We start from the raw sequence: 22,998 nt of genomic DNA on the forward strand, positions 1-22,998 counted from the left end.
TTCGTACATTGACCATATTTTACCTAGCTATATTTTTACAAAAGAGTTTATGACCTATGAATGTTTTAATTATTGATAACTACGACTCGTTTACCTTCAATCTCTACCAATATGTGGGCGAGATTTTGCAAACCTTAGACAGTGATAAAGAAGCCAGCGTCATCGTTAAACGCAATAACGAAATCACCCTAGCAGATGTGCAAGCGATGAATCTGGATAGAATCATCATCTCACCTGGCCCTGGCTCCCCCGATGATCCAGCGTACTTTGGTATCTGTGCAGAAGTCATCGAGACACTGGGTAAAACTGTGCCATTACTAGGCGTCTGCTTGGGTATGCAAGGTATCGCTCATGTGTTCGGTGGTGATGTGGTGCGTGCCAGCGTACCGATGCATGGTAAAGTCTCATCGATTCGCCATAATGGTTTAGGTATCTATCAAGGCCTGCCGCAAGAGCTTGAGATCATGCGCTATCACTCACTAATCGTAAAAGCCGATACCATACCAAGCTGCCTTACGATTACTTCTGTGGTCGCCAATGACAGCCGTGTGGATTTGAGCTTTGATGAATCCGCATTGACCGGTGATGAGATTATGGGATTGGCGCACAAAGATTATCCAATTCAAGGTGTTCAGTTTCACCCTGAGTCATTTGCGACTGAAGGTGCTAAGCGTCTATTGAGTAATTTTTTAATGCAGGTATAAATCCATTATGTTTGTCATGCCCTTAATTGCATCTTGCTCACTCAGACGTATCACATTGTTCTCTGGCCTAATGATAGCCGCTTCTTTTAGCTCAGCCGTAGCACCTTTGGAAGCAACATTTATATTAGGTATGGACATCCAAGGTCAACGTTTGAACCTCTATGAAGGCTGCGCAGAAGGGCATGTGACTTGCGATGACATGCTATTGGTCGCTCCAGATTTAGGACGGTTATTGCAAACGAAACTGCTCAATGAAAGACTGGATAAATCGCCCTATGCCATTAAGCTTTATCCTGCTAAGACCAAGCATAGTTTATGCAAAGATGGCGTGACTCCTTGTGGATTTCAGGGTTATACTTTTGAGGGGGAAGATTTCAACGGATTTATAGAGCCATCAAATAATGAGCTATACGTAGCCAGTAACTGGACGACAGATAGCGGTACTTTCTCCTACAAAGAAAATGCTACTTATTTGCCGTTAGCGTCACAAGTCGGACTTATTAATGATAGGTATAAAAGCTCTGATCAAGAACTGAATGATAGCTATCGCGGCATTCGAGATGAAGTCAGACGCTTATATGGTAAGAAAATGGAATCCAGCTTAAGACAAGAGCAAGTAGAATGGATAAAACAGCGTTCAAAAGACTGCGGTGCCGACGTCAAACATCAACCAAGAACCCAAGCTGAAAAAGTGTGCTTTATTCAGCAGAATGATACCCGAGAACAAGCGTGGTTTTTGTGGATTGATTAAATTTAGGGTACGCCCTAGTAGCCATTTCTTCTCTTTTAGTGATAGACTAAAAAACAAACAAAAGACAGCCTTTCATCAGGTTGTCTTTTCTTATTTGCGCGACTTTCAGTATGTGCTCGGGCGCTTGACTTGAGTCGCTGGTAATCTTACAAAACCTTGTGTCACTTAGATAATAAGAAGAAAATAATATGGCAAACACCGATAGCGTCATGTCAGCGCGGCAATCATGGATAGGCACTATCCAAATCATTACGGCAGCTGTCTGCTGGGGTACGTTAGGTATATTTTCTACCTACCTTAATCAAATTGGCTTTAGCGGCTGGCAAGTGACGATATTACGCATCGTCACGGCAGCATTTATTATTCTAGCCATGCTACCAAAACTGTGGCCACATCTGATCAAACTACGACCCAAGCAATGGCTCGGACTGGCGCTCCAGTCTTTGATAGGTGTGCTTGGTATGTCGTTATGCTATTTTTTTGCGGTGATTTACGTCGGTGCTGGACCTGCTGTCGCCTTGCTATATACCGCACCCGTTTTTAGCTTATTATTTTCGAAATTCTTGCTTAGTGAGTCCATTACACGCAAATCAGTCTTGCTGGCATTAATGGCAGTGTTTGGTGTCGGCTTAACGATGCTGGGCGAGCAAGCGCAAGTCAACTGGGGTATTTTACTCGGCTTGTCAGCAGGAATGTGCTACTCCTTATATGGCGTATTAGGCAAGCGCGCGATGCACGATGCTCACCCTGCCCCTTTGGTATTCTTTACTTCCATTATCATTAGTGCCGGCGTACTACTATTCTTGCCCGACACCTATAATACCTATGAGCAGCTGCTCACTTTACCTTTACTGACTTGGGGCTATGTTTTAGGGTTGTCATTATTGGGTACCGTGGTGCCTTTCGGGCTATACATGAAAGCGTTAGAAAAATTGCCCGCCACTCGCGCATCAGTCTTTACGATTTTTGAACCGTTGACTGCGATTGCCCTTGCGGTGCTGTTACTACATCAATCCTTGTCTTGGATTCAGTATCTGGGCGTGGCGCTTATTTTGCTCGCGGCTTTATTAAATGCGGTGTTAAACGGTACTGCTACGCGCGTACCTCGTTGGTTAAAACAACGGCAAAAGATATAGGGTCTGTTGAACATTCAAATATTAGGACTGCTGATATCAATTTTTCTTGCTTGCTCATTTAAAATACACTCTATCCGTTTCTATAAAAAAGCCCCAACCATGACATCATAGTTGGGGTTTCTTGGTTTCATCGCTTAAAGACGAACACTTTACAATAAGAAGAGCTAATAGACAGCTTGAATTATCTCAAGCTTACTTTTGATCAATACGCTGTAAAAATGCTTGCGTACGAGGATGCTTTGAGTCCTCAAACAACTGCTTGGCACTGCCTTCTTCGACGACAACACCATCTTCGATTAAAACCACATGATCGGCGACATCGCGAGCAAAATTAATCTCATGCGTGACTACGACCATCGTCCAACCTTCAGACGCCAGTTGTTTCATAGTTTCAAGGACGTCTTGTACCAGCTCTGGATCAAGCGCGGACGTTGGCTCATCGAATAACAGTAATGACGGTTCGATAGCCAGCGCGCGAGCAATACCAATACGCTGCTGCTGACCACCAGATAGCTGAAACGGATACAAATCGGCTTTATCTGACAGACCAACCTTCTCCAGCAAGACCACTGCCTGCTCGCGGGCTTGCGCTTTACTTTGTCCTTGTACCACTGTCGGTCCAAGCATTAAATTCTCAATGGCGGTCTTATGTGGAAACAAATTATAAGACTGAAAAACCATACCTGACTTACGTTGCAGTGCGAGCAAGGTTTTTTTCTTAGGTTTAGTAGCAAAATCGACCGTAAGGCTGTCATCGTCAAAGGCAATCACGCCTTGATCTGGAATTTCCAGCGCATTAAGACAACGTAAAAAAGTCGTTTTACCTGACCCAGATGGTCCTAATATCACGACCACTTTGCCTTTTTCGATGGTCAAATCAATGCCTTTGAGCACTTGATTACTGCCAAAGGCCTTGTGAATATTGGTGACTTGAATCATAAAGGTTCCTGTTGTGCTGATGATGCTGATGATGCTAAAGCTATCCTGCAATAGGTCAGTAAGCAATGTCATACTAACCTATCGCTATCTGGCGCTATTTCGCCACGTAACGATCAAGCCTAGTTTCAAGCTTGCCTTGGATAAAGGTCAAGAATAAACAAATACCCCAATAAATCACCGCTGCCTCTGTGTAGACCAGCATAAACTCATAGTTACGAGCCGTGATAATCTGCGCTTGTTTAAACAGCTCAGTGACGAGCACCAATGATGCAAGCGACGTGTCTTTTACCAAACTGATAAAGGTATTAGATAACGGCGGTACCGACACTCGTAGTGCTTGCGGCAAAATCACATGACGGAAAGTCTGTAGATACGTCAAGCCAACGGTCGATCCTGCTTCCCACTGTCCTTTTGGGATGGACAAAATAGAGGCACGCACCGTCTCTGATGCATAAGCACCAATATTCAGCGAAAAGGCAATAATCGCGGAAGGAAACGGATCAAGCTTCAGTCCAACACTAGGCAGTCCGTAAAAGATGATAAACAACTGTACCAGCATCGGTGTACCGCGAATCGCAGACACATAAATACGAGCAAGCCTGTAGACAATCTCATGGAACCAGCTGGCGCGCGGAATGATACGAATCAGCGCCACTGTCAGCGCAATCGCCATACCAATCGCAAATGAGATCAACGCGAGCGGTATCGAATAATAGATACCGCCTTTGAGCATTGGCCAAAATGAATTGATGACAATCTGCGCCCGATCCGGATCCATGAATGGCAACAATGCCAGCAATTCAGCTATCCATGAGGTTATAGAAGCTAGCATTATTTTTGTTGACTTATATCAGCACCGAAGAAATCTTGACTAAGCTTGGTCAACGTACCATCAGCTTGTAGCTCAGCCATTGCTTCATTTAATTTTGCTACAACAGCATCATCGCCTTTAATCAAGACTAATCCTGAACCAGTCTGCTCGCTAGCAGGAGCAACCAATTTAATCTCAAGCGCGCTGTCTGGGAATTTTTTTAGATAATCTAATATTGCAAGGTTATCATTCATCGTAAAGTCAGCACGGTCCTGTTTGACCAACTGGATTGCTTGTGCCATGCCATCAACAGGAACGATTTCTGCACCGTAACGCTCTGCAAGTTCACCATAGTTACTGCTGAGTGATTGCGCCGTACGTAGACCTTTTAGACCTTCCCACGAGCTATAACGATTATCGTCCGTTGGTGCCAATACAACCGCACCCGACCAGCTATAAGCTTGAGCCTTATCGTACTTAGCTAAGCGCTCAGGCGTCGTCAAGCTGACTTGGTTGGCCACCATATCAAAGCGTTTTGAATCCAAACCTGCCAGCATCGCATCCCACTGGGTTTCTTTGAATTCAACCTCTACGCCCAGTTTTTCCGCCACTGCGCGCGTCACTTCGACATCATAACCCGTGAGTTTGCCACTCTCATCATGATACGTGAACGGAGGATAAGTACCCTCTGTACCGACGTTGATGGTGCCGCCATTATTGATACGCTGTAGCAAATCAGAACCGCCTGTTGCAGCGCTGTCAGTTGCCGTAGTATCGGCTTCGTTGGTAGTAGATTGACCACAAGCGGCAAGGAACATAGTGCTGGCGGCAAGGGCTAAAAGAGTACGACGTTTCATAAGACGTCCTTATAAGAGTGAATGAATAAAGTGAAAACGCATAAAGCTAATAAATAGGGAAAGCCGGCACAAGAGAACAGTATAAACTGTCCTGCAATATTCGGCTTTGACTGCCCAATTTGAGGTTATTTAGGCGATTTTTCAATGCTATTTCTAGTTTATTTTTGAATTTTTAACGCTTGTTCAAATCTTATTACTATTCAATAAATAGTAATTTCTGCTCATTAAATACCAGCTTATGGATATAGTATCTCACTTTAGACAGAAAAAACGTACACAATCAGTTAGTATACGTAAGGTGCTGGCTATAATTCACCTGAAAACTGATAGCGATCACCAGCATGCCACATTTTTACAAAAGTAACGACTTGGCCTGCCGAGTAGGTCTGGCGACGCAATACGAGCGTCGGTGACTGCGGGGCAATTTGTAGTGCACTTGCTACTTCATCAAGTGCCGCTAAGGCCCGAATAGTATAGTTGCCGCGCTCTAGTGGACTTTTGGCAATCAAATAATCACTGGTATTGACCACACTAAAATCCTGCTCAATGAACGCTGGTACTTTATTCGCATCTACCCAGCGCTCTTCGAACTGTATGGGCTGACCATCTGCAAAATGAATGATTTTTACCTCGTATAAAACAGCTACTTCGTGTTCAATACGGTCATCATCCTTATCAATGCCAAATTTACGCCGTAATTCATCGTCCAACATAGCGGCAGTTAGCGTGCGCTTACTTACTACTTGTGCCTGATAATCGCGATTGGCAGATTTTAAATCCTGTGCAATATTACGCACTTCTACAAACGTATGATTGAACTGCTGCTGCGCGACAAACGTTCCCGACCCCTGCCGACGCTCTAATACCCGCTCTTCGCTCAGCTCTTTTAGCGCGCGGTTGACCGTCATTCGCGACACACCAAACTCTGCTGCCAGTGCCATTTCTGTCGAAATCGCGTTACCCGCTTGCCATTTACCAGAATGAATGTTGTCTAATATGGCGTTTTTTATACGTTGATACGCCGGAATCATTTTTGTCATGTTCGCCTTTAACCGTCAGTTTCACCAATGAGAATAGCGTCATAATATCACGAGATACCCTCATGAACGTCAGCAAAACCACATGACACCTACCTATCTACCAAAATGCGCACAAAAATAATTGAGTTATTTATAAAAACTTCTTGCATGAAAAAAGTATCTTTGATAATTTGTATATACAACTTTACAGCAGCATAAACAATCTGCTTTATCTACTCGATATTTTGCTGCGTTTATAGCCTGACTATAAAACACATACTTTGATTACTGTATCGCCCTATTCGCTATCACAAGGATATGATCATGACGACTGACCATGGAACCAACAAAGAGACTAAGCTGACCCGCCGTGACGAAAGCCGCGAAATCGCCGCGCCTACTGGCAGCACCCTACATTGCAAAAGCTGGCTGACCGAAGCGCCTTATCGTATGCTGCAAAACAACTTGCATCCTGATGTGGCGGAAAACCCAAAAAGTCTAGTTGTGTACGGTGGTATTGGACGCGCAGCCCGCAACTGGGAAAGCTACGATCAAATCCTAGAGTCATTAAAAGAATTAGAAGATGACGAGACATTATTGGTGCAGTCTGGCAAACCCGTCGGCGTGTTTCAAACACATGAAAATGCACCGCGCGTGTTGATTGCCAATTCCAACCTTGTACCGCGCTGGGCAACATGGGAGCACTTTAACGAGTTGGATCGCAAAGACTTAATGATGTATGGCCAAATGACAGCCGGTAGCTGGATTTATATTGGCACGCAAGGCATCGTCCAAGGTACTTATGAGACTTTCGTTGAAGCGGGTCGTCAGCATTATGATGGTAGCTGGGCGGGTCGTTGGATTTTGACTGCGGGCCTTGGTGGTATGGGTGGCGCGCAGCCACTAGCTGCAACCTTCGCGGGTGCAACCTCATTGAACATTGAGTGTCAGCAGTCTAGTATCGATTTCCGCTTGCGCACTGGTTATGTCGATAAGCAAGCCGATGACCTTGACCACGCTTATGAATTGATTAAACAACATACTGATGCGGGTGAAGCGGTTTCTATCGCCCTACTTGGTAATGCCGCAGACATCTTACCTGAGATGGTCAAGCGCGCTAACGCTGATGGCATAAAGCCTGACTTGGTGACAGATCAAACCTCAGCGCATGACTTAATCAATGGCTATCTACCAAGCGGCTGGACGGTAGAGGAATGGAAAGCCGCCCAAGAAGATCCAGAGCAACACGCAGCACTGACTAAAGCAGCCGCTCAATCTTGTGCCGTACACGTACAGGCGATGCTAGATCTACAAGCGATGAACATTCCAACGACCGATTATGGCAATAACATCCGTCAGGTCGCTTTTGATGAAGGGGTCAAAGATGCCTTTAACTTCCCAGGTTTTGTCCCTGCGTATATTCGTCCACTGTTCTGCCAAGGCAAAGGCCCATTTCGCTGGGTAGCGTTATCAGGTGATCCAGAAGATATCTATAAGACTGATCAAAAAATCAAAGAGCTATTCCCTGAAAACAAACATATCCATCGCTGGTTAGACATGGCAAAAGAGCGCATTCAATTCCAAGGCTTGCCTGCGCGTATCTGCTGGTTAGGTCTTGGTGAGCGTGACAAAGCAGGTTTGGCATTTAATGAGATGGTCAAAAACGGTGAGCTAAAAGGCCCTATCGTCATTGGTCGTGATCATTTGGATACGGGTTCTGTTGCCAGTCCAAACCGCGAAACAGAAAGCATGAAAGATGGCTCAGACGCCGTATCTGATTGGGCGTTATTAAACGGTATGCTGAATGTGGCTGGCGGCGCGACGTGGGTATCACTACATCATGGCGGCGGCGTTGGCATGGGATACTCGCAGCACTCAGGTATGGTCATCGTCGCGGATGGTACTGACGCCGCAGCCAAAAGATTGTCACGCGTGCTTGTCAATGATTGCGGCTCAGGCGTCATGCGTCATGCCGATGCAGGTTATGAGCTGGCGATTAAAACAGCGAAAGAGTATGGTTTAAACCTGCCAATGATTAAGTAGCCTGTCAAGCACATTTTATCAAGGAGGATAATATGATTGAACAAAATACGACATCCGGTCTGAACGATGAAAATGCAACGACCTCGTCCAAAAAACTGCTATCAACCCCTATTGCATTAATACAGCTTATCGTATTCAGTGCCATCGGTTTGGTGATGTTCTTCGTACCATTTACCATTGGTGAAAAAAGCACGATTTTGTTCGATCATGGCGCGACCTATCTGGTGACTCAGCAGCATACTTTTTCCGTGACGCTATTGTTTTTACTTATGCTCTATGGTGTGAGTAAGCCATTTATCGATGGCTCATGGCGTAAAAACATCACTCACATGGTTATGACTGCTTTTAAAATCATGGGTCTTATATTGGCAGTGATGTATGTGGCTGACGTAGCGCCTGCCTTTATGATGGAAAAGGACATGCTGCCGTTTTTGTTTGAAAAACTGGCCTTACCAGTCGGTATGATTGTACCGATTGGGGCATTGATATTGGCATTCTTGGTTGGTTTTGGCTTACTAGAAATGGTTGGTGTGCTCATGCAGCCGATTATGAAACCTATTTGGAAAACCCCAGGTTCATCAGCGATTGATGCCGTTGCTTCCTTTGTCGGTAGCTACTCCATTGGTTTGCTCATCACCAATCGCGTGTACTTGCAAAAGCAATACTCAGCGCGTGAAGCCATTATCATTGCGACTGGGTTTTCAACCGTGTCAGCGGCGTTCATGGTTATTGTTGCCAAAACGCTTGGATTGATGGAGTTTTGGAATGTGTTCTTTTGGTCTACGCTAGTGATTACCTTTATTGTTACTGCGATTACCGCTCGTATTCCGCCTATCAGCCTCTTTGATGATAGCGTTGAACGTCCCGCTTTAGATCATAAAGGTGGTACACGGTTAGCAGCAGCATTTGATTTGGGTTTGTCTACTTCGCGCCGTGCCACTGACCTCAAACAAATCTTATGGTCTAACTTTCGTGACGGTTTAACGATGGCCGCTGCTATCGTGCCGTCTATCATCGCCGTTGGACTCACTGGTTTATTATTGGCCAAGTACACGCCAGTATTTGACGCTTTAGGTTTACTGCTTTACCCCTTTACCTGGTTGGGCGGTTTGCCAGAGCCGCTCGTCGCTGCCAAAGGAATGTCAGCGGGATTGGCTGAGATGTTCTTGCCAGCATTACTACTAAGTGAAGCAGATATTCTGACACGCTATGTCGCAGGGGTCATTTCCATCAGCAGTGTGCTGTTCTTCTCAGCCATGATTCCGTGTGTGCTTGCGACCGAGATTCCAGTCTCTGTTGGCAAAATGGTCATCATTTGGTTCGAGCGAGTGGTACTCAGTATTTTATTGGCTGCGGCATTCGGACATCTGGCGATGTACTTCAACTGGATTGGCTAAAAATTCAAACTCAATAATAGATATTTCGTTGATTAAAAACCTTTCAACAACTTCATTTTAAAAAAGATACGAATCAAAAATAATATAACCCATACGGCTTACAACACTAGGATTACCCCTATGAACGACATCAAACAACTAACCCTATACCCTCGCCAGCTTAGCTTTAAGATGCTACGTGATATCTATGAGCAGCCTGTCATATTTACACTACCTGAGAGTGCTTATAAGGCAATAGATGCCTCGCACGAAGATGTGCGTACCATCATTGCACGCGACAAAAGCGCTTATGGTATTAATACGGGTTTTGGCCTGTTAGCAAAGACGCGTATCAGTGACGACCAACTTGAGCTACTTCAACGCAACCTGATCGTTTCTCACTCAGTGGGCACTGGTGAAGCGTTGCCAGATAGCGTAGTACGACTGATTATGGTGATGAAAGTCGCCAGTTTGGCGCAAGGTGTCTCTGGTGTACGCCGCGAGGTGGTGGACAGTTTACTAGCCTTAATCAACAATCAAATTACGCCAAATATCCCAGCCAAAGGTTCTGTTGGCGCTTCTGGTGACCTAGCTCCGTTATCACACATGACACTTGCGATGATGGGCGAAGGTGATGTCTTTGTTGCTGGTAAAAAAGTGCCTGCCGCTGATGCCCTAGCCCAGCATGGACTTGAACCTATTACTCTTGCAGCCAAAGAAGGCCTTGCACTTATCAACGGTACGCAGGTATCAACCGCGCTAGCTTTACGGGGTTATTTCTTAGCGCGTGATTTACTTGAGACTGCGACCATCGTTGGCTCGATGTCGATTGATGCTGCCAAAGGCTCCGATTCACCGTTTGATGCGCGTATTCACGAAGTACGTGGCCATCATGGTCAAATCGAAATCGCCAAAGCACACCGTCAATTAATCAAAGGCAGTGCTATTCGTGCCTCACATGACGGCGAGCAAGACGATAGAGTGCAAGATCCTTACTGCTTACGCTGTCAGCCGCAAGTTATGGGTGCCTGTCTTGATATCATCAACCAAGCAGGTAAAACCTTATTAATCGAATCCAATGCCGTAACGGACAATCCACTTATCTTTAATAACGAAGATGGCCCAGTGGCCATATCAGGTGGTAACTTCCATGCTGAGCCAGTCGCTTTTGCCGCTGATATTTTAGCATTGGCAATTGCCGAGATTGGTTCTATGTCTGAGCGCCGTATCGCCTTGCTGATCGATGCGACGCTATCAGGTGGCTTACCGCCATTCTTGGTTGATAACGCTGGGGTAAACTCAGGCTTTATGATTGCGCATGTGACCGCAGCAGCGCTGGCTTCAGAGAACAAATCTATCGCCCATCCTGGTAGCGTCGATAGTATCCCGACTTCTGCCAATCAAGAAGACCATGTGTCTATGGCAACTTATTGCGCACGTCGCCTATACGAGATGGCACAAAACACTGCGACTATCATCGGTATTGAACTATTAGCTGCTGGTCAAGGTATCGATTTCCATCGCGGATTAGACACCTCAGAGCCGTTGACAGTCGCACATCAAAAACTACGTGAGCAAGTGACTTTCTATGATAAAGATCGCTACCTCGCCCCTGATATTGAAGCAGCTAAGCAGTTGGTATTAAACGGTACGCTTGCTGAACATTGGCAGTCACTACGCAGCGATTGGTACGAATCTAAATAAAGATCGATAAGCGGAGAACGGCGATGACAATAGCGAGAACAGCAACGACTACCACACGCATTAGCCATACCCCTGCTGATATGATCCAATGGACAGGACGCGCAGAGCCGTTTGAGACTGCGCGCGCCCGTTATTGGTATCAGCTTGCTCAGCCTTACGAGGATCAAAATATTGGGCTAATTGGCTTTGCATGTGATCAAGGCGTCAGACGTAATCAAGGCCGCGTGGGTGCTAGAGCTGCCCCACCATTGATTCGTCGAGCTTTTGCTACGCTGCCAGTCATCGCTGATTTGCAACAACGTTTTGATGGTCAATTATCAACCTTATTGGGTGATGCTGGCGACATTCATTGTGATGATAATGATGGCTTTGCCGAGAGCATCCTTGAGCAAGCTCAGATCAAATATGCCGATGCAGTGAGCACTATCGTCAAACAAGGTGGACTCCCCATCGGGCTTGGCGGTGGTCATGCCATTGCTTACGGTAGCTTTTTAGGATTATGGCAGGCCTTAGAAAATACGAAAAATGCCAATGTCACACCTACTATCGGGATTATTAATTTTGATGCCCATCTTGATATTCGTCAGTCGGATGTAGCGACCTCTGGGACACCATTTCGCCAGATTGCCGAGCATCTTGATGCACATGGTCAGCCTTTTCACTATTGCTGTATCGGCGTTAGTCGGTTCTCTAATACGGCAGCGCTTTTCGATCGCGCTGAACAATTGGGCGTACAGGTTATTAGCGATGAAGACTGTCACTATCAGCCTTGGAATACTCTTGCTGAGCAAGTCAAAAACTTTATAGATCAGGTCGATATCGTGTATCTGACCATCGATATGGACTGCTTGCCATCTAGTGTCGTCCCAGGTGTGAGTGCACCTGCCGCCTTTGGCATTGAGCTTGGTTTCGTTGAGCGTATGGTCAAAACCATCATGGCATCAGGCAAAGTGAAAATGGCAGACATTGCTGAGATTAACCCTACTTTTGATATTGACAGTCGTAGCTGCAAAGTCGCTGCTCGCTTACTGGCCACTATTGTAGAGCAGCATTTAATTGTCACTTAAACACATTAGCCTCCCAATAATTTAGGAGCATATTATGAATGAATCAAAGAACTCCGTATTGAAAAATCCTACAGAACAGACGCTCGACGAGTCTACTATGAAATCATTTGACCATGTCATTATTAACGCCAATATTGCGACGTTTTCAGAGCAACACAGGTTTGATATTTATGCCGACAATCAAGCTGATAGTAATCCATACGGTCAGCTGCATAATGCGGCCATCGGTATTAAAAATGGCAAAGTCGCTTGGATTGGCACACACGATCAAATCACTGCTCATTTACCTAAATATCAAGCTAGCCAAATCACAGACGTGGATGGTAAATGGATAACCCCGGGACTTATCGACTGTCATACGCATATCGTCTATGCTGGCAACCGTAGCAATGAGTTCGAAGCGCGATTGCAGGGCGTTAGTTATCAAGACATTGCTGCACAAGGCGGCGGTATTGTCGCAACGGTCAGTGCTACCCGCGCCGCCAATATTGAATCGCTATTTGCACAAAGCGAAAAACGCTTAGTCGCACTTATGAAAGAAGGCGTTACCAGTATCGAAATCAAATCTGGTTATGGCTTGGACTTAGACACTGAACGCAAAATGCTCACGGTCGCCCGTCAGCTAGGAAAGAAATACGATATCCATGTGAGCACCACTTACCTAGCGGCGCATGCCCTACCCACTGAGTACAAAGACCATGCGGACGACTATATTGAGCAAGTTTGCGAGTGGCTGCCGATTCTACATGCAGAAGGTTTAGTCGATGCAGTCGATGGTTTCTGTGAAAATATCGCCTTTGGTACTGAGCAAATCAGACGAGTGTTTGAAGTGGCTCGCTCATTGGATCTACCAGTCAAACTGCACTCTGAGCAGCTGTCTGATATAGGCGGTAGTGCCTTAGTTGCTGAATATAAAGGCCTATCGAGCGACCATCTAGAGCATTTGTCAGAAGAAGACATCAAAAAAATGGCGGCTAGCAATACCGTTGCCGTGATACTTCCAGGGGCGTTTTATACGCTACGTGACACTAAGCTGCCACCAATTGACGCACTGCGTAAACATCACGTTCCTATGGCTATTTCAACCGATTGTAACCCTGGCACCTCACCGTTAACGTCGCTGTTGTTGACGATGAATATGGGATGTACGTTATTTTACCTGACGCCCGAAGAAGTATTGGCAGGCTCGACCGTTTATGCAGCACAAGCGTTAGGATTACCTAATAAAGGCAGAATAGAAGTGGGCTGTGATGCTGATTTAGCGCTATGGGATATCGCTCGTCCTGCTGACTTGGCCTATCAGATGGGGTTGAACCCTATCCAAGGTATCATGGTTCAAGGAAAATGGCGCGAAATGGTATAGCTATAGTGAGTTTACTTTAAAATAGAGACAGTGCGACTGGGATGAATTTTTCGTAGCCTCTGTGATAGCAGCAAGCAAGGAAAATTTATACCAGTCGCACCTATAGTCGGTGAACTACTAAACCGCTACGGCGTTACCCTCCTTAGATGTACTACTTGTACAATCTACAGTCGGCTGCCTTGTACCCATTTTAGAGTTCTTTGACTATAAGTAATATATCGATTTTATTCTGAACTGACTATAATTCATTTTTATTGGTCATCATAAGAAAAGCCCCAATCATTCAGTGATTGGGGCTTCGCTATTTGTCCATATGAACCAACTATTAAGGCTTGTTTAACCCATATAAGTAAGACTAGTTCAAAATACCAAAAGCGACCAACGCATCAGCCACACGTTTGAAACCAACCATATTGGCACCAGCCATATAGTCGACATAACCATTGTCAGTTTGACCATATTGTTCTGAAGCGTTCGCAGCACTGTCGTGGATATCTTTCATAATACCTTTTAGACGCTCATCGACTTGCTCAAAGGTTTGATATTGACGGACAGAGTTTTGCGACATTTCAAGCGCAGATACTGCTACCCCGCCAGCATTAGCAGCTTTACCAGGTGCATAATGGACTCGGTGCAAACGGATATAGTCAATCGCTTCAGCAGTGAGTGGCATATTAGCGCCTTCGACCACGTACTTCACGCCATTTTCGACGAACAGTTTGGCATCAGCTTCATTGACTTCATTTTGAGTAGCACATGGAATCGCAATATCAGCCTTAAACTGCCATGGTTTTTGCTTGGCAAGCCACTCTCCACCATGAACACCAACATAATCTGCTAACGGCTTGTTCTGCTGTTTTTGTTCTTTGAGCCAATCGATTTTTTCTTGATTAAGACCCTTTTCATCATGCAAAGTTCCTTGCGAGTCAGAGACCGTTATTGCCATACCACCAAGTGCATTCACTTTTTCGGCAGCATGTAATGAGACATTACCTGCCCCTGATATCAGCACCTTTTTACCTTTGAGCGTGTCATTTTGGGCAAGAAGCATATTTTCTAAGAAATATACCGCACCATAGCCAGTCGCTTCTGTACGCATCAAGCTGCCACCGAAGCCCACACCTTTTCCAGTGATAACACCTGTTGATTCGCGTGTTAAATTCTTATACATCGCAAACATGTAGCTGACTTCTCGACCACCGACGCCGATGTCACCGGCAGGCACATCCATATCTTTGCTCACATAATGATGTAGCTCACGCATGAAAGCGTAGCAAAAACGGCGAATCTCACTGTCTGTTTTACCTTTAGGGTCGAAATCTGACCCGCCTTTACCGCCACCAATAGGCAAGCCAGTTAGGGCATTTTTAAAGATTTGCTCAAAGCCTAAGAACTTTAGTACCGACTGATTGACGGTAGGATGGAATCTAAGACCCCCTTTATAAGGTCCCAAAGCATTACAGAACTGCACACGCCAGCCACGATTGACTTGTACGTCGCCTTTATCATCCTCCCAATTAACACGAAAACCAAATACCCGATCAGGCTCCACCAAACGCTCAAATACTTTCAATGCACTATATTCAGGATGAGCATCGTATAAAGGTTGAATCGTAATCGCCACCTCTTTTACTGCTTGAATAAACTCTGGCTGATGCGCATAACGTGCTTCGATTTTTTCGATGGCCTGACTGATACTCATACGTCTCTTCCTTAGGATAAAACTGGGGATCATATTTACTTACGTCAGCGTCACGTCATATCACAACGGATAATGAGATTGCGAACGTTGATGTAAAACTAAAATCGTCCCTACAACACGTTAGCGTTTGTAGAGACAGATGGGATTAAGAAAGCTGACTGAATTCATATATCTATAGAAAATAGATAAGTGTCAACATTTTTCGTCTTATAACTATATACCATCTTTAAGACTGATAAGTCTAGTAAATATCTCCATCATAAATCTCTATAAGCAATTTTTGTTGGCTAAATTTTAGCTGTCACGTTTAACCGCTCATCGACTAGACATAATAGAAAAATGTCATTTCTCTCTAAAAAATAAAGACAAAAGGAAAATATTTGATGATAAACGGTAAAAAATACCAAAAAACTCGCTTTTTATTGAGCAAATGTATATCAATATTATTAGTAAGGAATTATAATACCTTTCTTATAACAAGGATATTTCTGGCTAATTCAGCTAGTTCATAAATACAAACCAATCACCAGTACAGAGAAAGCGATATGCGTACCGATTCATTTCAACAGATACTAGAAGACCTAAACAGCTCATCAGCAGATGTTGAAGCATCTGCCCTAATCTCTAACGATGGTCTGATGATTGCTTCAGCTCTGCCAACTGGCGTCGACGAAGACCGTGTGGGTGCTATGTCAGCAGCATTATTATCGTTGGGTGATCGTGCAGGTCGTGAATTGGCACGTGGCAGTATCGATCGTATTATGATTCAGGGTGAAAAAGGCTACGTTATTATGACGTCATCGGGAGATGAGGCGGTACTCACTATTATGGCAAAACCAAATGCCAAGCTTGGTTTGATATTCTTAGATATCAAACGTGCCTCAGAAGCCCTTGCAAAGCTCATTTGATTGGCGACTGCTTATCGAATTTATTCGCTTTTTAATTACTATAAACATAGTCGGTTCAATATAATTTGGATACAAGGAAGCCGGGTGAAAGTACTACAAATAGTAGACTAAGCAAGGCTGACACCGTATCCAATTTATGCAGGATTGACTACATAACGACCAATGAAGGAGATGACCATGGGTTCTCCAATCCCTGATGCACACAAGCCTGATATGCCTGCCGAACAGATTACCCTGACTTACCACGATGGCACGTCGCGTACTGTCTATGACACGGGCATCGAACGCCCTTATCCAGATGGAAAATTGATTGTATCGCGTACCGATTTGGATGGCATACTCACACACGTCAACGATGCTTTTGTTGAGATTAGCGGTTACCATGTCGATGAATTGATTGGCCAGCAGCATTATATTTTGCGCCATCCTGACATGCCAAAAGCAGCTTATAAAGACCTGTGGGACACTGCTGAGTCTGGAAAAAAATGGCATGGCTATGTCAAAAACTTATGCAAAGATGGTAGTCATTATTGGGTCTATGCAACCGTCGTCCCTAACGTTCGTCATGGCGAAACCGTAGGCTATACATCCGTACGACGCAAGCCATCACGCAGCAAAATCGAAGCGGCAATGGCGCAATATGCCCAAATGAAACAAAACGAGGAAGGCTAAATCATGACGACACACAATATGTTAATCGCCCCAGATTTTTCACCTGAGCGTTTTGCAGGCTGGCACATGTTCAATACGTTGATTCAAAAACGTGCCAATTTAAATATGCACTTGAACATCCCTGCATCACATGCTGAGCAAGAGCAAGTCATTAATGCGGGTGACATTCAGGTCATTTACGCCAACCCTTTTGATGCCGCAACCCTAATCCGTGAGCAAGGCTACCGTGCCGTTGCCCGCCCTATCGGAAAGTCTGATGAAATGGTCATTGCCGCTGCTGCAAATAGCGACATTAACCACTTAGAAGACATTCAGGCTGGCGCTACCATCGCCATGGCAGACAACCGAGATGTCAAACTGATTGGCTTACGATTGCTAGAAGCGGTTGATATCGAAGAATCTGATCTGACATGGGATGTCACTGAAACCTATCAGGCAGCTGCCCGCAAAGTCATTAAAGGGGATGCCCAAGCCGCGTTCTTTTTGGCAGAGATTTTTCATAGCTTTTCGCGGTTGACCAAGACCCAGCTATCCGTACTTATCGAAAGTGACTTGGCTGACATCAGCCACGTGCTACTTATCAAAGACGGCTTCCCTGATGCACAAATATTTATAGAAGCCATTCTCAATCTGCACAACGATGATGATGGTAAAAAAGCCTTGGCCGAGCTTGGTATGCCGCAAGGGTTTGAGGCGATGAACGAAGAAGACGCCGAATTTATGATAGATTTGATGCAGACCTTGCTGGACTGAGGAACACCATTATGTCTGATGTAGACCTTATCAAAGAGAATGAGAAAGTCGCGCACCGAGCATTTCGGTTTTACTCGCGCAAAGTATTTTTGGCACCCAACAACCGTCACTTTCATGAACAACGTATCAATGCGGCGCTACTATTGACTGAAAGAGAACCGCTGCAAGGTGCTGTTGCAGACTTCTTTTATGGCTGTTGGTATGACATTCCTTACGATGTAAACAACTTGTTTATTCGTGTCAAAGATCGCCTGTACCCTCATATTCAACAAGGGTTCCGCGACTGTATCGATAAGAAAAGATATATTCAACGCAATAGTATGCTCGCGACCCGCTGGAGCGTATTGATATCACCTTCTCTAAATGAGCAAAAACAACGGTTACGTATCAGTAGCGATGATGCCAAAGAAATCGCTAAAGACATCACGACGGAGCTGATGCAAGCGCGTGATGACAAAGATTGGGGCACGATTGAGCAAATCGAAAATGAGTTTTTTGCCCACTGTATCGCGCGCAATGATCGTTTGGCGTTTTCCTTAGTATGGTTTCGCTTGGGCAAAAGTGATTGGCAATTCGATATGCGTTGGGATAATTGCCAACAGCACCTTGATCAAACTATAGCCAAATCCATATAAATCCGCTACATCGTCATCCTCGCTAAGCATACTAATGTATAACTTGCGCTCGGTTTCCTTGTATCGAAATTATTTGAATTCAACGAGATGAAAGCCTAATTTGTCACTTATTAATCACTTTCATCATAATGGTAGTTACTATGTCTTCTTATTTAAATGCTGCTAAAACATATTTGACTCTGACCCCAGCCGGTATTTTTGAAGCATTTTCACAAAACGAACCGACTGCTGAGCAGCTGGCATTACAGGATTTATTGTCTTATGATCAGACATTGCTCGCTGCTGATTGGCTCCAGCGTTATTCTGATGAATGGCTACAGAGCTTTATAGAACATGGCTGGATTGAAAAACTGTCTCTCCTATTGCCAGCACCCAATCTGCCATTAGATCAGTTTTTGCCCTATGTGGTTGCCAGCTTATCGGGCAAACGCCGTGCTGCCATTGGCTCTGATGAAGGATTTTGCTTGGCACGTATTGGCTACAGCCAAGAAGAAGCAGATATGCTCAGTGTCGCGGCAGCTGATTTTTCAGGATTTATGCTACGACAAAAGCAACGTGGGTGGGCAGTAGAAAGCCAAGCTATCTCATTCTTTCAGCAAGTTGACCTGCTCATTCCTGAGACCAGCTTTGTGTTTTTATGGATAGATAATGCTGGCTACGTTCTCATCATCGATGGCGAACCTTTGACCAATAGCCGTGCCTTTGTAGAGCTGGTATGGGCGCTAAAAACCTCTGGACTAAGATTTCTGAATTAATTCAGTTGAACCAATTGATATACTGCTCAACATCGATCTTTCACACTATAATAATACTCAGTGCGCTTATATAAAATCAAGCGCACTGCCGTCCCTTACACCAACTCCTCTCATGCCATTCATTTTTATACGGCTTTCTAATTCTAGTCAATTTCACACAGTAATAAGAATACCCTCAGAATTAACAACAACTTGTCAACGTTTAGGTCATACTCCTCTCATGCATGTAAGATGTTTTCTTACCGCTGTTTAAGTTTCTATAAAACCCTAGTTTCTACAAAATATAAAGCCTCCAAGATTTAAATCACCTCGTCCAACGTCCTACCTTACTGAAAGTGGCAACCTCTGCCAAACTTTGCATTCTTGCTTATTTTTAGGACAGTTTATGACTTCGCTGACCACTGTGCGCGTGCGTTATCAAACGATTGAAATTGGCAACACCGATATCCATATTTGCACCTTACGTGACAACCAACAATTTAGTGACCCTGACGATGAAGCGTTGAATTTGGGCATTTGCTCGGCTTCTTGGCCGATGTTTGGGGTGATATGGCCGTCAAGCTTGGTACTGGCCAATCACATGCTCGATTACGATATCGCAGGCAAACGTATTTTGGAAGTTGGCTGCGGTATGGCGCTCTCTAGTCTGCTACTCAATCATAGACATGCGGACATCACAGCGACCGACTATCATCCAACGGTTGAGTATTTCCTTGATAGAAATACCACGCTGAATAATAACAAAGAGATCAATTTTGAGCGTTTAGACTGGGCAGAAGACAATAGCCATCTTGGCAAGTTTGATATGATTATCGGCAGCGACTTGCTCTACGAAGACCAGCATATTGATATACTGGCTGAGTTCATTGACCGTCATGCTATGCCAACCTGCGAGGTCATCGTGGTCGATCCTGGTCGTGGTCGCAAAAACAAACTGACTAATAAGATGGCTGAGTTTGGTTTTAGCAGCAAGCACGTCAAGCCCGAGAATACTACTTACTTAGATTTACCTTTTAAGGGGCATATTTTGACATTTTCGCGGATTGAGACTGGTCAAAATTGATAAAAAATACAGAGCCCTTTTACAGTAAGTTTTCTATATATTTTCCCACTGCTGACGAGATATCTTGTACAACACATGCTCAGCAAGCGGATGAGTTGATTTGAGCGCAGGATGATAGAAATTGTCTTGCGTATCTGTCATACCAATGCGCTGCATGATCAGTTGCGAGCGCTTATTAATGACCGCCGTAAATGAAACCACTTCATCAAGCCCCAGCTCGGTAAAGGCAAAATTCAAAGACGCACGGGCAGCTTCAGTAGCATACCCTTGTCCCCAATAGTCACTATGTAACCGCCATGCAATCTCAACCGCAGGGGCAAACGACATATCTGCGTGCGTGTCATTCAAGCCTACAAACCCGATAAAGCCACCGCTATTTTCTTCATCACCTTTTAGGCTAACTGCCCAAAGCCCCCAGCCATTATCTGCAATAAGCTGCTGGCACTTATTGGCGATGATATCGCTTACTCTAGGGGTTAATAGCTTAGGAAAGTATTGCATTACTTCTGGATCAGCATTCATGTCGGCAAAGGTCGCAAAGTCGCTTGCTTGCCATTGTCTGAGGTAGAGGCGTTCAGTTTCTATCGTATTTATGATTTTATTCTCTCGCATCTCATGATTTAAAATAAATTATATTCGTAAAGCTAACCATCGAGCCAGCCTTGTTGTTTTGCATATGCTAGCTGCTCAGGCGTATCAATGTCATAGCTAAGTTGATCATTATCGACCTTACCTATTTGATCGGCAGGCAATCCTCTGATTAGGTTACGAAGCCCTTTATCGCCTATCAATGCTGACTGCCACTGTCTAAGCAATTTATAGTTAATTGCTAAAGGTAAACCTATGATATCAGATGCACCTTTATGCAGACTTTGGTGTTTTTCTAAAGGTTGCCAATGGTGATAGTTACTCGCAACCACAGCCTGCTTGCCAGCGAGCAAAGCCGTCAAATGCAACTCGTCTAGTAACACTTGATCCACTCCCATGATGAGCACTCGATTGATTGATTGATTTTCAAAACTAGCGATGGTCTCAATACCCAAACTTAAACTATGCGCCATACCTGTGTCAGGTTGTGGATTCACCACTATTTGAACCGATGGATGCTGCAGAGTTAACTCTGTAATCGCACTGGTAATCAAACGACGATTATCAGGAATAACGACAACGATAGCTTGCGGGTTATTCCCCAATGCCAGTCGAGTCATGCAGGCAATTAACGGCTCGCCATCCTTAAAAAGTATCTGTTTTGGTTGACCGAGACGCCGACTGAGTCCACTTGCCAAGATAATGACCGCATGATTTTGTCTCTGTCGCTCAGTACCTTCTGTAAATGTACTCTTGCTCATACGATACTCGATACAATATCCGTATCGCTACTCATCGCTGGGATATTTGAAGAATTATTGTACGAGCCGCCTTCTATTGGGATTTGATTGTGCATGACCGCATTTATCTCTGCCATGATACCGAGCGCGAGCGCCTCAGGGCCATCTCCACCAAGCTTGTAGCCAATCGGATAATGCAATTTATGAATACCAGCTTCTAACATAGTAGGATTACTAAGGTTTATGCTAATCTCATTGATTAACCGTTCGGTCCGGTAGCGCGGCCCCAACTGTCCTAAGTATTTATAATTGTCTGGATGCTCTAATAGTATCGCTAAACGAGCACGATCTTGGGTCAAGCTGTGTGACATCAGAGCGACTGCTGCGTTATGGCTCAGCTGAAGCAAAGTCTCACTGTCATCTAAAGATAGCGACATCACCGCATCCGCTTGAGGAAAACGTATGCGCGTCGCATATTGCGCGCGACTATCTATAACTGTCACATGCCAGTCCTGTAGCTTGGCCATGGTCACCAGTGGCATCACATCGTTACCTGCCCCGCAAATCAATAGACGCAATTGTGGTTGCAGGCGTTGCACGAGCCACTCTGTTGTTGCCTCACCGTTTTCCACTATCACATATTCGGCATTTTTATCAGACAGCTTATATTTTGCTAATTCTTCTACGGTATTGGTAAGTATGCTTGAAAGAGCTATTTTCCCTTGTTCTGAGATACCTTCGAAACTGCGGTATTCATCTAAATTAATACGCATCCCAATTTGCAAATTATCACTGTTTTGCGATACAGAATCTTGATGCTGCCAATCATTAGTGCGAATTAAAGTAGCCATAGTAATCGGCTGCTGATTACGTCGAACTTGACGAATCTTCTCTAACAGTGGCTCAGCCGTTGCTAATCGCTCAAACAGTACATGCACTCGCCCATTACAGCCCAAGCCGAAATTGAGCTCATCGAAGTCCACGTCATCTAAATCGTCATCTACATCGCTATCTAAGTTATCTTGCTTAGCACCTGCTTGCACTTGGCCATCGTCAGCATATTTAATGTCATCACCCGTCTGATAAACTTGCACATTGGCACCACCACGAGTAAGCCAAAAGGCACGTTTGGTAATATGCGGCTCCAAGCAGCCGCCACTAATCATCCCAACTGAGCGACCATCTTCACAGATTAGCATCATCGCGCCAGCACGGCGATATGCTGAGCCCTCAGTACGTACGACAGTTGCCAATACAGCATCAACGCCTTGCTGCTTAGCCTTACTTGCCAGCTCAAGAATGTCAGCGACTTGATTCATAACACCTCTTATTTGATATTTATTTTTTTGATAATGATGAAATGATACTGCTGATTCAGTTATAAAAACCCGCTCATTAAGCGGGTTCCTGTC

General features: G+C 44.7%; 22 protein-coding genes. 14 read left to right on the plus strand and 8 right to left on the minus strand.

Annotated features, from left to right (window positions below; all coding sequences use genetic code 11):
- Positions 1-56: 56 nt before the first annotated feature.
- The 3 genes from ACMFL8_RS11220 (at position 57) to ACMFL8_RS11230 (ending at position 2,591) form a co-directional block, all read left to right on the plus strand.
- A complete protein-coding gene (locus ACMFL8_RS11220) occupies positions 57-704 on the plus strand; it encodes an anthranilate synthase component II (RefSeq protein ID WP_194619195.1) in 648 nt (215 codons plus the stop codon).
- A 16-nt stretch (positions 705-720) separates the two neighbouring features.
- Positions 721-1,455 (plus strand): lysozyme inhibitor LprI family protein, encoded by a 735-nt coding sequence (locus tag ACMFL8_RS11225; protein ID WP_413191020.1) that lies wholly within the window; start codon positions 721-723, stop codon positions 1,453-1,455.
- 188 nt (positions 1,456-1,643) lie between these two features.
- Positions 1,644-2,591 (plus strand): DMT family transporter, encoded by a 948-nt coding sequence (locus ACMFL8_RS11230; protein ID WP_189579991.1) that lies wholly within the window; start codon positions 1,644-1,646, stop codon positions 2,589-2,591.
- Between the two features lie 192 nt (positions 2,592-2,783).
- On the opposite strand, the gene ACMFL8_RS11235 is transcribed toward ACMFL8_RS11230, so the two are convergent.
- From ACMFL8_RS11235 to ACMFL8_RS11250, 4 genes are all read right to left on the minus strand, one after another.
- Positions 2,784-3,530 carry an amino acid ABC transporter ATP-binding protein gene (locus ACMFL8_RS11235; RefSeq protein ID WP_010201060.1) on the minus strand — a complete coding sequence of 249 codons (747 nt, stop codon included), beginning with the start codon at positions 3,528-3,530 and terminating at the stop codon, positions 2,784-2,786.
- 94 nt (positions 3,531-3,624) lie between these two features.
- Complete coding sequence (locus ACMFL8_RS11240; protein WP_189582413.1) at positions 3,625-4,308, minus strand: amino acid ABC transporter permease; 684 nt, start codon at positions 4,306-4,308, stop codon at positions 3,625-3,627.
- Positions 4,309-4,361: 53 nt separating this feature from the next.
- Positions 4,362-5,198, minus strand: a complete 837-nt coding sequence (locus ACMFL8_RS11245; RefSeq protein WP_010201058.1) for an amino acid ABC transporter substrate-binding protein — start codon at positions 5,196-5,198, stop codon at positions 4,362-4,364.
- 305 nt (positions 5,199-5,503) lie between these two features.
- A complete protein-coding gene (locus ACMFL8_RS11250) occupies positions 5,504-6,229 on the minus strand; it encodes a UTRA domain-containing protein (protein ID WP_194619651.1) in 726 nt (241 codons plus the stop codon).
- Between the two features lie 312 nt (positions 6,230-6,541).
- Between ACMFL8_RS11250 and hutU the strand changes: the two genes are divergently transcribed.
- The 5 genes from hutU (at position 6,542) to hutI (ending at position 13,770) form a co-directional block, all read left to right on the plus strand.
- Positions 6,542-8,260, plus strand: coding sequence for a urocanate hydratase (gene hutU, locus ACMFL8_RS11255; RefSeq protein ID WP_194619199.1), 1,719 nt, complete (start codon positions 6,542-6,544; stop codon positions 8,258-8,260).
- Positions 8,261-8,292: 32 nt separating this feature from the next.
- On the plus strand, positions 8,293-9,657 hold the full coding sequence (locus tag ACMFL8_RS11260; protein WP_413191021.1) for a YjiH family protein: 1,365 nt from the start codon (positions 8,293-8,295) through the stop codon (positions 9,655-9,657).
- 120 nt (positions 9,658-9,777) lie between these two features.
- The gene (gene hutH / locus ACMFL8_RS11265) at positions 9,778-11,340 is read left to right on the plus strand and encodes a histidine ammonia-lyase (RefSeq protein ID WP_413191022.1); all 1,563 of its coding nucleotides are present in this window, start codon (positions 9,778-9,780) and stop codon (positions 11,338-11,340) included.
- A 23-nt stretch (positions 11,341-11,363) separates the two neighbouring features.
- Positions 11,364-12,407 carry a formimidoylglutamase gene (gene hutG, locus ACMFL8_RS11270; protein ID WP_413191023.1) on the plus strand — a complete coding sequence of 348 codons (1,044 nt, stop codon included), beginning with the start codon at positions 11,364-11,366 and terminating at the stop codon, positions 12,405-12,407.
- A 97-nt stretch (positions 12,408-12,504) separates the two neighbouring features.
- On the plus strand, positions 12,505-13,770 hold the full coding sequence (gene hutI / locus ACMFL8_RS11275; RefSeq protein WP_413191397.1) for an imidazolonepropionase: 1,266 nt from the start codon (positions 12,505-12,507) through the stop codon (positions 13,768-13,770).
- Positions 13,771-14,125: 355 nt separating this feature from the next.
- On the opposite strand, the gene gdhA is transcribed toward hutI, so the two are convergent.
- The gene (gene gdhA / locus ACMFL8_RS11280) at positions 14,126-15,472 is read right to left on the minus strand and encodes an NADP-specific glutamate dehydrogenase (RefSeq protein WP_413191024.1); all 1,347 of its coding nucleotides are present in this window, start codon (positions 15,470-15,472) and stop codon (positions 14,126-14,128) included.
- A 545-nt stretch (positions 15,473-16,017) separates the two neighbouring features.
- On the opposite strand from gdhA, the gene ACMFL8_RS11285 reads away from it, so the two are divergent.
- The 6 genes from ACMFL8_RS11285 to ACMFL8_RS11310 all read left to right on the plus strand — a co-directional run bounded on the left by ACMFL8_RS11285 (position 16,018) and on the right by ACMFL8_RS11310 (position 20,258).
- Positions 16,018-16,380, plus strand: a complete 363-nt coding sequence (locus tag ACMFL8_RS11285) for a roadblock/LC7 domain-containing protein (RefSeq protein ID WP_010201036.1) — start codon at positions 16,018-16,020, stop codon at positions 16,378-16,380.
- 177 nt (positions 16,381-16,557) lie between these two features.
- Positions 16,558-17,052, plus strand: coding sequence for a PAS domain-containing protein (locus ACMFL8_RS11290; protein ID WP_413191025.1), 495 nt, complete (start codon positions 16,558-16,560; stop codon positions 17,050-17,052).
- A 3-nt stretch (positions 17,053-17,055) separates the two neighbouring features.
- Positions 17,056-17,805 carry a PhnD/SsuA/transferrin family substrate-binding protein gene (locus ACMFL8_RS11295; RefSeq protein WP_201592333.1) on the plus strand — a complete coding sequence of 250 codons (750 nt, stop codon included), beginning with the start codon at positions 17,056-17,058 and terminating at the stop codon, positions 17,803-17,805.
- Positions 17,806-17,816: 11 nt separating this feature from the next.
- Positions 17,817-18,440 carry a hypothetical protein gene (locus ACMFL8_RS11300; RefSeq protein ID WP_413191026.1) on the plus strand — a complete coding sequence of 208 codons (624 nt, stop codon included), beginning with the start codon at positions 17,817-17,819 and terminating at the stop codon, positions 18,438-18,440.
- 140 nt (positions 18,441-18,580) lie between these two features.
- Complete coding sequence (locus tag ACMFL8_RS11305; RefSeq protein ID WP_413191027.1) at positions 18,581-19,195, plus strand: hypothetical protein; 615 nt, start codon at positions 18,581-18,583, stop codon at positions 19,193-19,195.
- A 385-nt stretch (positions 19,196-19,580) separates the two neighbouring features.
- A complete protein-coding gene (locus ACMFL8_RS11310) occupies positions 19,581-20,258 on the plus strand; it encodes a class I SAM-dependent methyltransferase (protein ID WP_413191028.1) in 678 nt (225 codons plus the stop codon).
- Positions 20,259-20,291: 33 nt separating this feature from the next.
- Here ACMFL8_RS11310 and ACMFL8_RS11315 read toward each other — a convergent pair whose 3' ends face one another.
- From ACMFL8_RS11315 to ACMFL8_RS11325, 3 genes are read right to left on the minus strand one after another with little or no spacing between them, the layout of a single operon-like run.
- On the minus strand, positions 20,292-20,870 hold the full coding sequence (locus ACMFL8_RS11315; protein ID WP_413191029.1) for a GNAT family N-acetyltransferase: 579 nt from the start codon (positions 20,868-20,870) through the stop codon (positions 20,292-20,294).
- 32 nt (positions 20,871-20,902) lie between these two features.
- Positions 20,903-21,607: a nucleotidyltransferase family protein gene (locus ACMFL8_RS11320; RefSeq protein WP_413191030.1), complete on the minus strand. Its 705-nt coding sequence runs from the start codon at positions 21,605-21,607 to the stop codon at positions 20,903-20,905.
- Positions 21,604-22,905 (minus strand): XdhC family protein, encoded by a 1,302-nt coding sequence (locus ACMFL8_RS11325; protein WP_413191031.1) that lies wholly within the window; start codon positions 22,903-22,905, stop codon positions 21,604-21,606. The genes ACMFL8_RS11320 and ACMFL8_RS11325 overlap by 4 nt, the downstream gene beginning before the upstream one ends.
- Positions 22,906-22,998: the final 93 nt, after the last annotated feature.

It is taken from the genome of Psychrobacter sp. AT9 (assembly GCF_047272965.1).
GTDB lineage: Bacteria > Pseudomonadota > Gammaproteobacteria > Pseudomonadales > Moraxellaceae > Psychrobacter > Psychrobacter glaciei.

Bases quoted from the DNA above. Each gene is read 5' to 3' on its own strand.
- ACMFL8_RS11220 (WP_194619195.1), top strand. From the start codon at position 57: ATGAATGTTTTAATTATTGATAACTACGACTCGTTTACCTTCAATCTC.
- ACMFL8_RS11225 (WP_413191020.1), top strand. From the start codon at position 721: ATGCCCTTAATTGCATCTTGCTCACTCAGACGTATCACATTGTTCTCT.
- ACMFL8_RS11230 (WP_189579991.1), top strand. From the start codon at position 1,644: ATGGCAAACACCGATAGCGTCATGTCAGCGCGGCAATCATGGATAGGC.
- ACMFL8_RS11235 (WP_010201060.1), bottom strand. From the start codon at position 3,530: ATGATTCAAGTCACCAATATTCACAAGGCCTTTGGCAGTAATCAAGTG.
- ACMFL8_RS11240 (WP_189582413.1), bottom strand. From the start codon at position 4,308: ATGGATCCGGATCGGGCGCAGATTGTCATCAATTCATTTTGGCCAATG.
- ACMFL8_RS11245 (WP_010201058.1), bottom strand. From the start codon at position 5,198: ATGAAACGTCGTACTCTTTTAGCCCTTGCCGCCAGCACTATGTTCCTT.
- ACMFL8_RS11250 (WP_194619651.1), bottom strand. From the start codon at position 6,229: ATGATTCCGGCGTATCAACGTATAAAAAACGCCATATTAGACAACATT.
- hutU (WP_194619199.1), top strand. From the start codon at position 6,542: ATGACGACTGACCATGGAACCAACAAAGAGACTAAGCTGACCCGCCGT.
- ACMFL8_RS11260 (WP_413191021.1), top strand. From the start codon at position 8,293: ATGATTGAACAAAATACGACATCCGGTCTGAACGATGAAAATGCAACG.
- hutH (WP_413191022.1), top strand. From the start codon at position 9,778: ATGAACGACATCAAACAACTAACCCTATACCCTCGCCAGCTTAGCTTT.
- hutG (WP_413191023.1), top strand. From the start codon at position 11,364: ATGACAATAGCGAGAACAGCAACGACTACCACACGCATTAGCCATACC.
- hutI (WP_413191397.1), top strand. From the start codon at position 12,505: ATGAAATCATTTGACCATGTCATTATTAACGCCAATATTGCGACGTTT.
- gdhA (WP_413191024.1), bottom strand. From the start codon at position 15,472: ATGAGTATCAGTCAGGCCATCGAAAAAATCGAAGCACGTTATGCGCAT.
- ACMFL8_RS11285 (WP_010201036.1), top strand. From the start codon at position 16,018: ATGCGTACCGATTCATTTCAACAGATACTAGAAGACCTAAACAGCTCA.
- ACMFL8_RS11290 (WP_413191025.1), top strand. From the start codon at position 16,558: ATGGGTTCTCCAATCCCTGATGCACACAAGCCTGATATGCCTGCCGAA.
- ACMFL8_RS11295 (WP_201592333.1), top strand. From the start codon at position 17,056: ATGACGACACACAATATGTTAATCGCCCCAGATTTTTCACCTGAGCGT.
- ACMFL8_RS11300 (WP_413191026.1), top strand. From the start codon at position 17,817: ATGTCTGATGTAGACCTTATCAAAGAGAATGAGAAAGTCGCGCACCGA.
- ACMFL8_RS11305 (WP_413191027.1), top strand. From the start codon at position 18,581: ATGTCTTCTTATTTAAATGCTGCTAAAACATATTTGACTCTGACCCCA.
- ACMFL8_RS11310 (WP_413191028.1), top strand. From the start codon at position 19,581: ATGACTTCGCTGACCACTGTGCGCGTGCGTTATCAAACGATTGAAATT.
- ACMFL8_RS11315 (WP_413191029.1), bottom strand. From the start codon at position 20,870: ATGCGAGAGAATAAAATCATAAATACGATAGAAACTGAACGCCTCTAC.
- ACMFL8_RS11320 (WP_413191030.1), bottom strand. From the start codon at position 21,607: ATGAGCAAGAGTACATTTACAGAAGGTACTGAGCGACAGAGACAAAAT.
- ACMFL8_RS11325 (WP_413191031.1), bottom strand. From the start codon at position 22,905: ATGAATCAAGTCGCTGACATTCTTGAGCTGGCAAGTAAGGCTAAGCAG.